This window comes from Paraburkholderia sp. 22099 (assembly GCF_052045835.1).
In the GTDB taxonomy this organism is placed as follows: Bacteria; Pseudomonadota; Gammaproteobacteria; order Burkholderiales; family Burkholderiaceae; genus Paraburkholderia; species Paraburkholderia terricola.
In genome coordinates, this window is record NZ_JBQEPU010000009.1 from 139,228 (window position 1) to 154,612 (window position 15,385).

At 66.5% G+C, this 15,385-nt stretch carries 10 protein-coding genes; 5 read left to right on the top strand and 5 right to left on the bottom strand.

Features of this window, described 5'->3' with window-relative positions; all coding sequences use genetic code 11:
* Nucleotides 1–4 precede the first annotated feature (4 nt).
* A complete protein-coding gene (locus ACTJLC_RS11450) occupies nucleotides 5–2,164 on the top strand; it encodes a pseudouridine synthase (RefSeq protein WP_440843999.1) in 2,160 nt (719 codons plus the stop codon).
* 126 nt (nucleotides 2,165–2,290) lie between these two features.
* On the opposite strand, the gene def is transcribed toward ACTJLC_RS11450, so the two are convergent.
* The 5 genes from def to ACTJLC_RS11475 all read right to left on the bottom strand — a co-directional run bounded on the left by def (nucleotide 2,291) and on the right by ACTJLC_RS11475 (nucleotide 11,182).
* On the bottom strand, nucleotides 2,291–2,824 hold the full coding sequence (gene def, locus ACTJLC_RS11455; RefSeq protein WP_083083854.1) for a peptide deformylase: 534 nt from the start codon (nucleotides 2,822–2,824) through the stop codon (nucleotides 2,291–2,293).
* Nucleotides 2,821–4,887 carry an NAD-dependent DNA ligase LigA gene (gene ligA / locus ACTJLC_RS11460; RefSeq protein ID WP_310134707.1) on the bottom strand — a complete coding sequence of 689 codons (2,067 nt, stop codon included), beginning with the start codon at nucleotides 4,885–4,887 and terminating at the stop codon, nucleotides 2,821–2,823. Before ligA ends, def begins: the two co-directional genes overlap by 4 nt.
* Nucleotides 4,888–5,086: 199 nt before the next feature.
* The gene (locus ACTJLC_RS11465; RefSeq protein WP_073427974.1) at nucleotides 5,087–6,394 is read right to left on the bottom strand and encodes a cell division protein ZipA C-terminal FtsZ-binding domain-containing protein; all 1,308 of its coding nucleotides are present in this window, start codon (nucleotides 6,392–6,394) and stop codon (nucleotides 5,087–5,089) included.
* A gap of 117 nt (nucleotides 6,395–6,511) precedes the next feature.
* On the bottom strand, nucleotides 6,512–10,030 hold the full coding sequence (gene smc, locus ACTJLC_RS11470; RefSeq protein ID WP_440844001.1) for a chromosome segregation protein SMC: 3,519 nt from the start codon (nucleotides 10,028–10,030) through the stop codon (nucleotides 6,512–6,514).
* A 165-nt stretch (nucleotides 10,031–10,195) separates the two neighbouring features.
* Nucleotides 10,196–11,182: a DMT family transporter gene (locus tag ACTJLC_RS11475; RefSeq protein WP_073427973.1), complete on the bottom strand. Its 987-nt coding sequence runs from the start codon at nucleotides 11,180–11,182 to the stop codon at nucleotides 10,196–10,198.
* Between the two features lie 451 nt (nucleotides 11,183–11,633).
* On the opposite strand from ACTJLC_RS11475, the gene dapC reads away from it, so the two are divergent.
* The 4 genes from dapC to dapE all read left to right on the top strand — a co-directional run bounded on the left by dapC (nucleotide 11,634) and on the right by dapE (nucleotide 15,374).
* Nucleotides 11,634–12,851: a succinyldiaminopimelate transaminase gene (dapC, locus tag ACTJLC_RS11480; protein WP_073427972.1), complete on the top strand. Its 1,218-nt coding sequence runs from the start codon at nucleotides 11,634–11,636 to the stop codon at nucleotides 12,849–12,851.
* Nucleotides 12,852–12,915: 64 nt separating this feature from the next.
* Nucleotides 12,916–13,743: a 2,3,4,5-tetrahydropyridine-2,6-dicarboxylate N-succinyltransferase gene (gene dapD, locus ACTJLC_RS11485; RefSeq protein WP_073427971.1), complete on the top strand. Its 828-nt coding sequence runs from the start codon at nucleotides 12,916–12,918 to the stop codon at nucleotides 13,741–13,743.
* Nucleotides 13,743–14,108, top strand: a complete 366-nt coding sequence (locus ACTJLC_RS11490; protein WP_073427970.1) for an ArsC family reductase — start codon at nucleotides 13,743–13,745, stop codon at nucleotides 14,106–14,108. The genes dapD and ACTJLC_RS11490 overlap by 1 nt, the downstream gene beginning before the upstream one ends.
* A gap of 126 nt (nucleotides 14,109–14,234) precedes the next feature.
* Nucleotides 14,235–15,374 (top strand): succinyl-diaminopimelate desuccinylase, encoded by a 1,140-nt coding sequence (dapE, locus tag ACTJLC_RS11495; RefSeq protein WP_073427969.1) that lies wholly within the window; start codon nucleotides 14,235–14,237, stop codon nucleotides 15,372–15,374.
* Nucleotides 15,375–15,385: the final 11 nt, after the last annotated feature.

Consider the following 15,385-nt stretch of genomic DNA (forward strand, 5'->3'; position numbering starts at 1 on the left):
TTTCATGCGAGTCAAATTAACAGCCAAGCACCCGCGGCCGGCTTCGTCCGAACGCGCCCCTGTCCGTACCGGAAGCACGTCGGCGCGTAAGCCGACGCGTCCGGTCGGACCCAAGCCGTCATCGTCGACGGCGGGTTTTAGCGGGGCACGGGGTGAAGGCGCCGGCAAGGCGGCGGGCGGCGGCAAGCGGCCGGCGGGCGGGAAACCTGCGGGCGCCGGCGCGCGCGCGCCGCGCGCGGAAGGGTCGTTTTCGCGCGAGCGGGATGCGGGTGGGCCGCGCCGGACGACGTCGGATCGACCGCCGCGGCGTGAAGGCGCCGGCGGCGCGCCGCGACGTTTTGAAGGTAGTGGCGAGCGGGCTCCGCGACGCGCCGAGGGCGAGCGCGCGCCGCGTCGGTTTGAAGGCGCAGGGGACCGCGGCGAACGGGCTCCCCGTCGTTTTGAAGGTGCTGGCGATCGCGGCGAACGTGCCCCACGCCGTTTTGAAGGTACAGGGGACCGCGCCGAACGGGCTCCCCGCCGTTTTGAAGGCGCGGCCGATCGCACCGAACGTGCCCCACGCCGTTTTGAAGGTACAGGGGACCGCGCCGAACGGGCTCCCCGCCGTTTTGAAGGTGCGGCCGATCGCACCGAACGCCCGCCCCGACGCTTTGAAGGCGCTGGCGATCGAGGCGAACGGGCTCCGCGTCGGTTTGAAGGTGCCGGAGACCGCACCGACCGCCCGCCGCGCCGTTTCGAAAGCACAGGCGATCGCGCCGAACGCGCTCCCCGCCGTTTCGAAGGCGCTGGTAACCGCACCGACCGCGCGCCCCGCAGCGTCGAAGGCAACCGCGCGCCGCGCCGCGATGACGGCGAACGCCGTTCGTTCACCGGACCGCGTCCAGGCGCAGGCCGCCCATCGGAAGGCGGACCGCGCGGCGAACGTCCGGCGCGACGCGAACACGAAGGCGCTGACCGTCCGCGCTTCGGTAGCGACCGTGGCGCCCCGCAAGAGCGCCGCTCCGGCGGCGAGCGGGCACCGCGCAGCGACAGCGCGCCGCGCCGTTTCGAGGGTGAGCGCGGCTCGTCCGAGCGTGGCGAGCGCGGCTTCGCAAAACCCGTCAAGAGCGGCTATGGCGACCGCTCCGACCGTCCGGCGCGCGCACCGCGCGACGATCGCGGCGAACGTGCGCCGGCCAAACGTGAATTCGGCGACCGCCCGGCGCGAACCGGCGAACGTGGCGAACGCGCCGAGCGCCCTGCCCGCAGTGTCGACAAAACGCTGCCGGCCGCCTCGCGCCGTTTCGGCGACGACCGCCCCGCGCGTGCGGACAAGCCGCGCGGCACGGCGCCCGCAACGCGCACCAAACGCAATCCCGAGATGGACGCAGCCCCGCGCACGCCGCGTCGCGATTACGAAGACGCGCCCGGCACCTTGCGCCTGTCCAAGCTGATGTCGGAACTCGGCCTGTGCTCACGCCGCGAAGCCGACGAGTGGATCGAGAAAGGCTGGGTGCTGGTCGACGGCGAGCGGATCGACACGCTCGGCACCAAGGTTCGTCCGGATCAGCGCATCGAGATCGACCCCGCCGCCGAAGCCGCGCAAGCGAGCCAGGTCACCGTGCTGGTCCATAAAACGGTCGGCTTCGTGTCGGGCCAGGCGGAAGACGGCTATCAGCCGGCCATCACGCTGGTCACGCCGGAAAACCGCTGGGAAGGCGACCGCTCCGCGATTCGCTTCTCGGTCGCGCATCTGCGGCAATTGGCGCCGGCCGGACGGCTGGACATCGATTCGACCGGCCTGCTGGTGCTGACGCAGGACGGCCGCATCGCCAAGCAACTGATCGGCGGCCATTCGGAGATCGACAAGGAGTATCTGGTGCGCGTGTCGTACGGCGAGCACACCACCGATGTCGAAAGCCACTTCCCGCCCGAAAGCCTTGCGTTGCTGCGCCACGGCCTGTCGCTCGACGACGTGCCGCTGAAGCCCGCGCAAGTCAGTTGGCAAAACGGCGAGCAGTTGCGTTTCGTGCTGCGCGAAGGCAAGAAGCGCCAGATCCGCCGCATGTGCGAGCTGGTCGGCCTCGAGGTGGTCGGACTGAAGCGCGTGCGGATGGGACGGGTGACGCTCGGCGCGCTGCCGCCGGGGCAATGGCGCTATCTGTCGCCGGACGAGTCGTTTTAACGCGTTCGGCTGGCCGGTCGAGCAGACGGAAGAGCAGCCGGAAACGACACCGCGAACGGCTTGACGCCCAACAAAAAACCCACGCAAGCGCGTGGGTTTTTTATGCCGCGATTCGGAAACGCAGCCTCAATCGTCGCTATTCGGATCCATATCCGGAAACAGGATCTCGGTGAAGCCGAACTTCGCGAAATCGTTGATCCGCATCGGGTACAGCTTGCCGATCAGGTGATCGCATTCGTGTTGCACGACCCGCGCGTGAAAGCCCTCGGCGACGCGATCGATCGGCTTGCCGAATTGATCGAAGCCGTGATACTTGATCATCGAGAACCGGCTCACCGCACCGCGCAGGCCTGGCACCGACAGGCAGCCTTCCCAGCCCTCCTCCATATCCAGCGAGACCGGCGTGATGGTCGGATTGATCAGCACCGTTTCGGGCACCGGCGGCGCGTCGGGATAGCGTTCGTTGCTCCCGAAGCCGAAGATCACCACCTGCAAATTGACGCCGATCTGCGGCGCGGCGAGCCCCGCGCCGTTCGCATCGTGCATGGTCTCGAACATGTCCTTGACGAGTTCATGGAGTTCCGGCGTATCGAAGTGATCGACCGGATCGGCAATGCGCAAAAGGCGCGGATCGCCCATCTTGAGAATTTCGCGGATCATAACTGCCCCTCCAGGAGCTTACGCATACCATCTTCGTCGAGTACCGGAATGCCGAGTTCCTCGGCCTTCGCCAACTTGCTGCCGGCTTCGGCGCCCGCCACCACATAGTCCGTTTTCTTCGACACGGACCCCGCCACTTTCGCGCCGGCCGCTTCCAGCATTTCCTTCGCCTCTTCGCGGGCCAGCGAAGGCAAGGTGCCGGTCAGCACCACCGTCTTGCCGGCCAGCACGCCTTGCGGCGCTTTCGGCGCGGGCGGCCCCTCCTGCCACGTTACCTTGCCTGGCGCGCGCAGTTGCTCGATCACCGTGCGGTTGTGTTCCTCGGCGAAAAACTGATGAATCGACTCCGCGACCACCGGCCCCACGTCGTTGACCTCCAGCAAGGCTTCGACGGACGCATCCATGATCGGATTCAACGAGCCGAAGTGCTTCGCCAGATCCTTCGCCGTCGACTCGCCCACATGGCGAATGCCGAGCGCGTAAATGAAACGCGCCAGCGTAGTGTGTTTGGCCTTGTCGAGCGAGTCGAGCAGATTCTGCGCGGATTTTTCGGCGAACCGGTCGAGTTCGGCGAGCGTTGCGAAACCGAGGTTGAAGAGATCGGCCGGCGTGCGCACCAGGTTCTGCTCGACCAGTTGATCGATGATCTTTTCGCCCAGCCCGTCGATGTCCAGCGCGCGCCGCTGCGCGAAGTGCCACAGCGCCTGCTTGCGCTGCGCGGGGCAGAACAGTCCGCCGGTGCAGCGCGCGATCGCCTCGTCCGGCAGCCGTTCGATGTTCGAGCCGCACACCGGACAATGCGTGGGCATCACGAATTCGCGGGCGTCGTCCGGGCGACGGTCGAGCAACGCGCTCACCACCTCGGGAATCACGTCGCCCGCACGCCGCACGATTACCGTGTCGCCGATGCGGATGTCCTTGCGGCGTATTTCGTCTTCGTTGTGCAGCGTGGCGTTCGTCACCGTCGCGCCGCCGACGAACACCGGCTCCAGCCGCGCGACCGGCGTGATCGCGCCGGTCCGGCCCACCTGCACGTCGATCGCGACGAGTCTGGTCAGCGCTTCCTGCGCGGGGAATTTGTGCGCCAACGCGAAGCGCGGCGCGCGCGATACGAAGCCGAGCGCGTCCTGCTCATCGCGACGGTTGACCTTGTAGACCACGCCGTCGATGTCGTAGGGCAACTGGTCGCGCTTCTCGCCGACACCGTGGAAGAATGCCAGCAAACCCGCGGCGCCCTTCACCACCGCCCGTTCGCCGTTCACCGGCAAACCGAGTTCCTTGTACCAGTCGAGCAGTTCGCTATGCGTGGCCGGCATCTCCATGCCGTCGAGCACGCCGATTCCATAAGCGAAAAACGACAGCGGCCGCTGCGCGGTGATCTTCGAATCGAGTTGCCGCAGACTGCCCGCCGCCGCATTGCGCGGATTGGCGAACTCCTTGTGCCCCGCCGCGCGTTGCCGTTCGTTCAGGCGCTCGAAATCGCGCTTGAACATCAGCACTTCGCCGCGCACGTCGAGAATGTGCGGCACGCGCTTGCCTTTTAGCTTGAGCGGAATGGAGCGGATCGTGCGAACGTTCTCGGTGACGTTCTCGCCGGTGGTGCCGTCGCCGCGCGTGGCCGCCTGGACGAAGGTGCCGTCGACGTAACGCAGCGAAATGGCGAGGCCGTCGAACTTCAGCTCGGTCGCGTAATCGACCGGCACCGGCGGCTCTTTCGCGTTGTTGCCGAGCGTATCGCCGACGCGCTTGTCGAACGCGACGATGTCTTCGTCGGCAAAGCCGTTGTTCAGCGACAGCATGGGCTGATCGTGCAGGACCGGCTCGAAGCCGCTCGCCGCCTCGCCGCCCACGCGCTGGGTGGGTGAATCCGGCACGATCAGGTCCGGGTGCTCCGCCTCGATCTGCTCCAACTCCTTGAAGAGCTTGTCGTATTCCGCGTCCGGCAGATCCGGCTGATCGAGCACGTAATACGCGTAGTTCGCGCGTTCGAGTTCCGCGCGCAGCCACGCGGCCCGTTCTGCCGGAGCGCTGGTTGCTGGATTGGGGACGGAGGTTCGGGCCATGCTGTCGGAAGGTCTTTTCAATGAAATTCAGACATTGGATTATCGCAGGAAGCGTGCCCCTTTACATCGGCCGAACGGCCAGTTTCTCGCGCCCGGCTTTCCCTGCAAGCGGCCCGCCAAAGCGTCGCGATGCGCGTTCCTCAAACGCGGACGGCCGCACATCGTGCGGCCGTCTGACACAACCTGCAATGCGCTGGACTTACTGGCTGAACAAGCGCCGCGTGGCCGGCGAACCGGCCGGAATGCCCGCCTGCTCGAGCTTGGCGTAAAGCGTCATCAACTGTTTTTCGATGGCGAGCAGCGCGGTTTCAGGCAACGGACGGCGGCCGTCGTCGACCACCCGCCCGCCGATACGCTCGGCCAGCGATTTCGCGTAGTCGCACATCAGACGGAACGGCAGGATGTCCTCGTCGGCCACCGGCACGTCGAGCACCAGCGTGATCATCTGCCCGCCCTTGTAGGTGAGATCGTCGCGCAGGAAGTTGGTGTCGCCGAATTGCAGCATGAACACCGGGCTTTGCTTCGCGTCCAGCTTGACGAAGCGCGTGCCGTCGCGCGAGAGCAGCAAGCCGTCCTGCGACGCAACCGCCTGCACGTAATTCGCCGACCACGGCGCGCCATCCGAGAGCACGTTGATCGACAACTGCGCGTCGCATTGCGCGGCGAAACCGTCGAGCTCACGCGCCATCGCCACCGTTTCGAGCATGTCGGGAAATTCCGGCGACGCATCGAGCGCGTCGGCGAAGTGCTGCACGCCGGTCACGAACTCGGAGAACTCCAGTTCGTTGAGCGCCCCGCTGCGATTGGCCAATTGCGCGGCCGCGCGCAGTTCGTCATAGCGCGCGCCGTTTTGCAGCAGTTCCCACGCGCCGCCCTCGGGTTTGCCTTCGATATGCACCGGCTTGCTGCCGGCGCGGCGCAGACGTTGCGCGAGCGGAATCACCTTGTCGCCGGCAACCGGGCCGTTCAGACGAATCGGCACGATACAGTCGATGCGGCGATCGACGATGGCGGGCGGCGCCGACGAAATGGTCGTGGCGGCGGGCATGATCGGCTCGACCGGCTCGTGCGCTTGCCGACCTGCTGGCTGGCCTGCTGGCGTTCCCGTCGTGGCCTTGCCGGCCTTGGACATCTTGCCGGCATCAGCCGCCTCGGCTCCGCTCCCGGCGTCCGGATACCCGTTCGGCGAGGTCGTCTCGGCCTGAATATCGGCCGGCGTATCGAGCGGCGCGGCGCTCGCGCCGAACGTCGGCTCGACGCGCGCAGCCGCCGTTTCAGCCGCCGCATCGGAACCCGCCACCGGCTCGCGCCGCGTGGTCGGCCGGGCCGGTTCGATGAACGGGCTTTGTTCCTGCTGATCGTCCCGCGCGAAGCTTTCGGCGGTATCGGCCGGCATCGGTCGCGGCATCTTGCGGCGCACCTTGGCGCCCTGCCACGCGTTGTACACGACCACGCCCCCGACCACCACGGCACCCGCGCCGATCAAACCGAGTGTCAACTCGTCCATGCATGCTCCATCAGCAATTCTTTTATATGCGCGGCGCTGCGCCCGCTCCACGTGTCGCGCGGCCGATGGCCGCTGCGCTGAACGCGGGCGCCCGCGATGCTCGACTCAAACGAAAACTCAAACGATATTCTGGGCGAAACCGGCAGCCGTTTCCATGTCGACGGCCACGATCCGCGAGACGCCCTGCTCCTGCATGGTCACGCCGATCAACTGCTGCGCCATTTCCATCGCGATCTTGTTGTGCGAGATGAACAGGAACTGGGTTTTGTCCGACATCGCGCGCACGAGGTTCGCGAAACGTTCCGTGTTGGCGTCGTCGAGCGGCGCGTCCACTTCGTCGAGCAGACAGAACGGCGCCGGATTCAACTGGAACATCGCGAACACCAGCGCGGTGGCGGTCAGCGCCTTTTCGCCGCCCGACAGCAGATGAATGGTCGAATTCTTCTTGCCCGGCGGCTGCGCCATGACCTGCACGCCGGCGTCGAGAATTTCGTCGCCGGTCATGATCAGCCTGGCCTGCCCGCCGCCGAACAGACGCGGGAACAGTTCGCCGAAATGACGGTTCACTTCGTCGAAGGTGCCTTGCAGGAGCGTGCGCGTTTCGCCGTCGATCTTGCGGATCGCGTCCTCGAGCGTTTCGATCGCGCTCGTCAGATCGGCCGATTGCGAGTCGAGGAACGACTTGCGTTCGGTCGCCGCTTTCAGTTCGTCGAGCGCGGCCATGTTGACCGGCCCGAGCGCCGTGATCGCGTTGTTGATGCGCGTGACCTCGCCTTGCAGGTACGACGGCTTCATGTCCGGCGTGAGCTTGGCTTGCAGTTCGGCTTCATCGACGCCGGCCGCGGCCAGTTGCTCGATGAACTGTTCGCCGTTCAGACGCGCGGCCTGTTCCTTCAACTGCAATTCGTTGATGCGGTCGCGCAGCGGCTGCAACGCGCGCTCGGCGGTGAGACGGGTTTCGTCGGCGGCGCGCAGCTTGGCGGTCAGATCGTCGAGTTCGAGACGCGCGGCGTGCAACGCTTCTTCCTTGACCGCGCGGATGTCGAGCGCGTCCTGCAGGCCGGTGTGCGCCGTTTGCTCGTTGATCGTTTCCAGTTCGGCGCGCGCGTCTTCCAGCGATGCCGCGACGCGCTCGCTCTGCTCATGCGCGACCTGAATGCTGCGCTTCAATTCGTCGATGCGATTCGCCATGTTGCGCGCGGCGAAACGGGCGTCGGTGGCGGCACGGTCGAGATCGCGCGATTGCGCGCGCGCGGCGGTGAGGGCTTCGTCGAGCGCCTCGAACGCCAGTTGATGATCCTCGAAGCGCGCCTGCAATTCGGCGAGTTCGCCGTCATGACGCTCGAAGTTCGCTTCCGACTCCGCCCGCAACGCGCGCTGCTCTTCGATCTGCGCGGTGATTTCCTCGAGCTCTTCGCGAATCTGCGTGCTGCGCTGGGTGTAGCGCTCGTGCGCCTGCGTGAGCTTGAGCACGTCCATCTGCAGCGCATGCACGCGCTGCGTCGCGCGTTCCGCCTGCTGACGCACGTCGCTCAGCGCCTGCGTGGCTTGCGTATGAGCCGCTTCGGCGCGGATCGCGGCGGCCTTCGCCTCGTCGGCGAGCAAAGCCTGCGCGCGCACCTGGCGCGCGAGGTTTTCGATTTCCTGCTGACGCGCCAGCATGCCGGCCTGTTCCGAATCGGCGGCATACAGTTGCACGCCGACGCGCGTCACCACGTGACCCGCCTTCACGACGAACGAGCCGCCTTCGGGCAATTGCGCGCGCATGGCGAGCGCCTGCTGCAGATCGTCGGCCATGAAGACGAGGCCGAGCCAGTCGTTCAGCACCGCGCGGATGCCCGCGTCGTCGATACGAACCAGCGACAACAGCGGCCGCAGCGTGGCCGACGCGGCCGCCGGCTGCCCGGCCAGCGGCGGCGCGTAGAACGCGAGCTTGGCGGGCGGCGCATCGGTTGCGAACGCTTTAACCCAGTCGAGATTCGATACTTCGAGCGCGGCGAGCCGTTCGCGCAGCACCGCTTCGAGCGCGGTTTCCCAACCGGCTTCGACGTGCAGCTTCTTCCAAAGACGCGGCAAGCCGCTCAGTTCGTGCTTTTCGAGCCACGGCTGGATCTTGCCTTCGGTCTGGACGTTTTCCTGCAATTGCTTGAGTGCGGCAAGGCGCGCGTCCAGTTGATGAATCTGCGCGCTTTCCGCCTGCACGCGCTCCTGCGCGGCACGCCGCTCGCCGTCGAGGCGCGGCAGTGTTTCGTGCGCGTCGGCGAGACGCGCCTGGGCGTCGTGCAGAATTTCTTCGTGCTCGGCGAGCTGCATGCGCAGGTCTTCGAGCTGCGCTTCGTCGGGTGCGTCGAGACCGCCCGCTTCGAGCTTCAGGCGCTCGTGACGCTGCTGCAACTGCTGCAATTGCTGATCGGCATTGCGCTGATGCGCGGCTTCGAGTTTCAACGCCTGTTCGGTCTGCGCGATTCCGCCGCGCTCGGCGTTCAACTCCGTCTGCGCGTCGCGCCAGCGCGCTTCGAGGGCGGGCATCGCGTCGTGCTTCGCAGCGGCTTCGTCTTCGGCGAGCGCGGCTTTTTCCTCGGCGACGGCCAGTTGCTCTTCCGCTTCTTCCAGATCGCCTTGCGCCTTTTCGGCTTGCGACTGCCACTGCTCGCGTTGCGCGGTGAGCGCGGCGATCTGCGCCTGCACGCGGTTGCGCGATTCGACGATGAACTTGATCTCGGCTTCGAGCCGGCTGACTTCGGCGTTCGCCTCGTACAGCGCGCCTTGCGCGCCCTGCATCGCGTCGCTGGCCGAGTAATGCGCGACGCGCAGCGTTTCCAGTTGCGCCTCGACTTCGCGCAGTTTGGCGGTTTGCGCCTCGAGGTCGATTTGCGCCTGTTCGATCGCGCGCTGCTGGCGCTCCTGCTCGCTGCCGGCTTCGTTCTTGCGCAACAGCCACAGGAGGCGCTGCTTCTCTTCGCCGTCGGCCTGCAATTCCTTGTAGCGCGTGGCGACGACCGCCTGCGCTTCCAGCTTCTCCAGATTCGCCCCGAGTTCGCGGACGATGTCCTCGACCCGCGTCAGGTTCTCGCGCGTATCGTGCAGACGGTTCTCGGTCTCGCGGCGACGTTCCTTGTACTTGGACACGCCCGCGGCTTCCTCGAGAAACACGCGCAGCTCTTCCGGCTTCGCCTCGATCAGGCGCGCGATCATGCCCTGCCCGATGATCGCGTAAGCGCGCGGCCCGAGGCCGGTGCCGAGGAAGATGTCCTGAATGTCGCGGCGGCGCGCCGGCAAATTGTTGATGTAGTAGCTCGAGGTGCCGTCGCGCGTGAGCACGCGCTTCACGGCGATTTCGGCATACTGGCCCCACTGGCCGGCGGCGCGGCCGTCGGCGTTGTCGAACACGAGTTCGACGCTGGCGCGGCTACCCGGCTTGCGCGCGGTCGAGCCATTGAAGATCACGTCCTGCATCGACTCGCCGCGCAGCTCGGAGGCGCGCGATTCGCCGAGCACCCAGCGCACGGCGTCGATGATGTTGGACTTGCCGCACCCGTTCGGCCCGACCACGCCAACTAGCTGGCCGGGAACCTGGAAATGCGTGGGATCGACGAATGACTTGAAGCCAGCGAGTTTGATCGAGGTCAGACGCACGGCGGATTCGCTGTTGGAAAAGGGAAAATAAAAAGTGGCTCGCGAGGGCCGCGCCTGCCGCGCGCCGAAGCAGCGAAACGGCAAAGGCTCGCGACACCCCGCAACGCCCTGCGATATGGGCGCTGAGCACGCGCTGTCCAACGTGCTTCAGCTAATGAGGGGCAATCATACCATCGCGCGTGGACGGTTTTTACCGTCCTTACGGTCTGTATCGGGATCGATGGCGGCGCTCACGTCCTGATTGGCGGGATCGGGCGGCAAAGCCCTCGTGCGATGCATCCAGCTCGACAGCGCGGACGCCAGCACGATGCACGCGCCGCCCGCCCATTCGCGCGGCCCCGGCGTCTCGCCGGCAAAAAGCCACGCGGAAAACGCCGTGACCACGAGTTCGAACAGCATGATGATCGAGGCCCGATTGGCCGGCACGCGCGCGAGCCCGTACTGCACCAGCATATTGTTCGACGCCAGCAGAAAGCCGAGGCCGAGCACCAGCAGCGCGGCGGTGCCGAGATGCGCGCCGGTGGGCGGCGCGGGCATGGCCTCGAACAACGACGCGCACGCGCCGAAAAGCGCCGCGCCGCCGAAGATCGTCGCGGTGCGCATTTCGGGCTTCATGTCGGGCAATACGCGGCTCGTCTTGAGGATCAGCACGTTGCTCATCGCGAAGCCCATGCCGCCCGCGAGGCCCGCCCATTCGGCGAGATTGCCGGGCACGGGAAGGCCGAGCCGGGGCGACCACAGCATCGTCATCGCGCCGGCCAGCGACAGCGCGGCGAGGCCCGCGCCCGGCCAGGTCAACCGTTCATGCAGGATGAAGTGCGCGAACAGCGCGGTCCATGCCGGGGTGAGATAGAACAGCAGCAACACGCGCATGACCTCGCCGTGGATCGAGCCCCACACGAAGCCGAGATTGGTGATGCCGGCCGCCAGCGCCAACGCCGGCAGCAGCCAATGCCAGCGCACCGTCTTGAGCGCGTGACGCCGCACCAGCAGCACGAACAGGCAGCCGGCGCCGCTCGTCAGCGCGCTCGCCGCCGTGCCGGTCACGCCGAGCGCCGCGAGCATGCGCAGTGGATACCAGATCATGCCCCACACCGAAGCGCCCAGCATGATCGCAAGCGTCGGCCAGCCGTGGCGAAGCCAGTTGGTCATGCCGCGCTCCTTGCGGAACCGCCGGCGGTGCTGCTGTTGGGGGCCGCGGGTTTATCGCGCCCGCTTCGTCCGAATGTCTCGAATGTCTTGACGACTGCTACGACCATTGCTGCTCCTGCTTCTTTCTTGCGCGAACCGTCGGCGGCTCGCGTCGTTCCCGCTGCGTCGCCTGCGCTGCGCCACCTGGCGGGCGGCGCGGCCAGCCGCTTGTCAGCGCTGCGCCGTGTCGTGAGAGGGCTGATGGGACCGCGAACGGCCACGCGCTACGCCATGCGCGCCACGCTATAATCATCCGCTCGCCGCCGTCCGTTTGGCTGCCGTCCCGCTGCTGTTTTACCGCCGTCCCGCTGCTGTCTGTCTCGCGCATTGGTCAGCGCTTTGCCGCCGGCGCGCGTGCCGGCATCTTCCTGCATCCGTCCACGCCCATCTTCGATCAGGCCCGAACCGTCCAGTGAACCCGCTCCTCGATTCCCTCCAGCCCTATCCGTTCGAAAAGCTGCGTGCGCTTTTCAAGGACATCACGCCGCCGGCCGGCCTCGCGCACATCAGCTTCGGCATCGGCGAGCCGAAACATCCCACGCCGGCGCTGATCCGCGACGCGGTGGTCGCCTCGCTCGGCGGCCTGGCCGCGTATCCGGCAACGATCGGCTCGCAGCCGCTGCGCGAGTCGATCGCGCAATGGGTCACGCAGCGCTACGACCTGCCGCCGGTCGACGCCGCCACCCAGGTGCTGCCGGTGTCGGGCTCGCGCGAGGCGCTGTTCGCCCTGGCGCAGACCGTGATCGACCCGCAACGCAATGCCGAAGGCGAGCCTGCGATCGTACTCTGTCCGAACCCGTTCTACCAAATCTACGAAGGCGCGGCGATTCTGGCCGGCGCGCAGCCGTACTTCGTGAACAGCGACCCGGCGCGCAACTTCGCCTGCGACTATTCGGCAGTGCCGGCCGACATCTGGGCGCGCACGCAACTGCTCTACGTATGCTCGCCGGGCAATCCGACCGGCGCGGTGCTCACGCTCGACGACTGGCGCGAACTGTTCGCGCTGTCGGACCGCTACGGCTTCGTGATCGCCTCCGACGAGTGCTACTCGGAAATCTATTTCGACGAAGCCCATCCCCCGCTCGGCGGCCTCGAAGCGGCGCACAAGCTCGGCCGCGGCTTCGAGCGGCTCGTGATGCTGTCGAGCCTGTCCAAGCGCTCGAACGTGCCGGGCATGCGCTCGGGCTTCGTGGCGGGCGACGCGGCGATCCTGAAAGCCTTCCTGCTCTACCGCACCTATCACGGCGCGGCCTTGTCGACGGTGTACCAGGCGGCCAGCATCGCCGCCTGGAACGACGAAGCGCACGTGCGCGAGAACCGCGCGAAATACGTGCGCAAGTTCGCCACCGTCACGCCGATGCTCGCCGAAGTGCTCGACGTGCGCCTGCCCGACGCCGCCTTTTATCTGTGGGCCGACGTCTCGCGCACGGGCCTTACGGATACCGGGTTCGCCCAGCGCCTGTACGCCGACTATAATGTGACGGTTCTGCCGGGCTCGTTTCTCGCGCGCACCGCGCACGGCGTGAACCCCGGCCGCAATTTCGTGCGCATGGCGCTCGTCGCCGACGTCGACGAATGCACCCAGGGCGCGCAACGGATCGTCGACTTTTGCCGCGCGCTCGCGGGTTGAGTTTGCTTTAACGCCCCCGCACCGCATCCCTTCTTCCGACTTCAACTCTTCAGAAAACACGCATATGTCGCAACAACTTCAGAGCATCATCGACACCGCCTGGGAAAACCGCGCCGAGCTGTCGCCGAAGGCCGCGCCGGCCGACGTGCGCGAAGCCGTCGCCCACGCCATCGAGCAACTGGACAAGGGCGCGCTGCGCGTCGCCGAGAAGAAGGACGGCGACTGGGTCGTCAATCAATGGCTGAAGAAAGCGGTGCTGCTGTCGTTCCGCCTGGAAGACAACGCGCCGATGCCGGCCGGCGGTTACTCGCAGTTCTACGACAAGGTGCCGTCGAAGTTCGCCAACTACACCGCTGAAGACTTCGCCGCCGGCGGCTTTCGCGTGGTCCCGCCGGCCATCGCGCGGCGCGGCTCGTTCATCGCGAGGAACGTCGTGCTGATGCCGTCGTACACCAACATCGGCGCCTATGTGGACGAAGGCTCGATGGTCGACACGTGGGCCACCGTCGGCTCGTGCGCGCAGATCGGCAAGAACGTTCACCTGTCGGGCGGCGTGGGCATCGGCGGCGTGCTGGAGCCGCTGCAGGCGAACCCGGTCATCATCGAGGACAACTGCTTCATCGGCGCGCGCTCGGAAGTGGTGGAAGGCGTGATCGTCGAGGAAAACTCGGTGATCTCGATGGGCGTGTACCTCGGCCAGAGCACCAAGATTTACGATCGCGAAACCGGCGAAGTGTCGTATGGCCGCATTCCGGCGGGCTCCGTGGTGGTGGCGGGCAACCTGCCGTCGAAAGACGGCTCGCATAGCCTGTACTGCGCCGTGATCGTCAAGAAGGTCGACGCCAGGACGCGCGCCAAGGTCGGCCTGAACGAGCTGCTGCGAGGCGATTGATGGCACGCGGCACCAAAACCGTCGTCTACGGCATCCCGAACTGCGACACCGTGAAGAAAGCCCGCGTGTGGCTGGAAGAGCACGGCGTCGAGTTCGAGTTCCACGACTTCAAGAAAGCCGGCGTGACCGAGCCGCTCGTGCAGGACTGGCTGAAGGACGTGAAGCTCGACGCGCTGCTGAACCGGCGCGGCACCACCTGGCGCGGCCTGGCCGACGACATGAAGGCGGCCGCCGATACCCAGTCGGGCGCGATCGCGCTGATGATCCACAAGCCCTCGGTGATCAAGCGGCCGGTGCTGGTGGTCAACGGTCGGGTCAAGTCGCTCGGTTTTTCCGCGGACGAATACGCAACGCTGTTTGCGTGAAGCCACGCCCGAACGCAACAAGAAGTCGACACGCGGCCTCGCCGCGTTGCCTGAAAGCCGTTGCCGGCTGCGGTGTTCAACCGCCAGCCGGCATTTTTTCATTTCCAAGTGGCTTGTACGAAATCCATGTCCGGCACCCTCGCCCTTACCGAACAACTCATCGCGCGCGCGTCCGTCACGCCCGACGACCAGCATTGCCAGCGCCTGCTGATCGAACGCCTGTCCGCCATCGGCTTCGAACACGAGACGATCGAATCGAACGGCGTGACCAACCTGTGGGCCGTCAAGCGCGGCGTCGACGGCACCGCGGGCAAGCTGCTCGCCTTCGCCGGCCACACCGACGTGGTGCCGACCGGCCCGCTCGAACAGTGGCGCTCGGCGCCGTTCGAGCCGACCCATCGCGACGGCAAGCTGTATGGCCGCGGCGCGGCGGACATGAAAACGTCGATCGCCGGCTTCGTGGTGGCGAGCGAGGAATTCGTCGCGGCCCACCCGTCGCATCGCGGCTCGATCGCGTTCCTGATCACGAGCGACGAGGAAGGCCCCGCCACCGACGGCACCGTCAAGGTGGTCGAGGCGCTGGAGGCGCGCGGCGAGCGCATGGACTACTGCATCGTCGGCGAGCCGACTTCGAGCGAACGGTTCGGCGACACGGTGAAGAACGGCCGGCGTGGCTCGATGTCGGGCAAGCTGGTCGTCAAGGGCGTGCAAGGCCACATCGCCTATCCGCATCTGGCGAAAAACCCCGTGCATCTGCTCGCGCCCGCGCTCGCGGAACTGGTCGCCGAACGTTGGGACGACGGCAACGAATACTTCCCGCCCACCACGTGGCAGGTGTCGAACATTCACAGCGGCACCGGCGCGACCAACGTGATCGCGGGCCACGCGGACGTGATGTTCAACTTCCGCTTTTCGACGGCCAGCACCGTGGAGGGTCTGCAGGCGCGCGTGCATGCGATCCTCGACAAGCACGGGCTCGAATACGATCTGCAATGGACCGTGAGCGGCCTGCCGTTCCTCACGCCGCGCGGCGACCTGTCGAATGCGCTCGCCAAGGCGATCGCGGATGAAACCGGCGTAAGCACCGAACTGTCGACCACCGGCGGCACCTCGGACGGCCGCTTCATCGCGCGCATCTGCAAACAGGTGGTCGAATTCGGTCCGCTGAACGCCAGCATCCACAAGATCGACGAACATATCGAACTCGCGCACATCGAGCCGCTGAAAAACGTGTACCGCCGCGTGCTCGAACAACTGATCGCCTGAACAAGGACTAA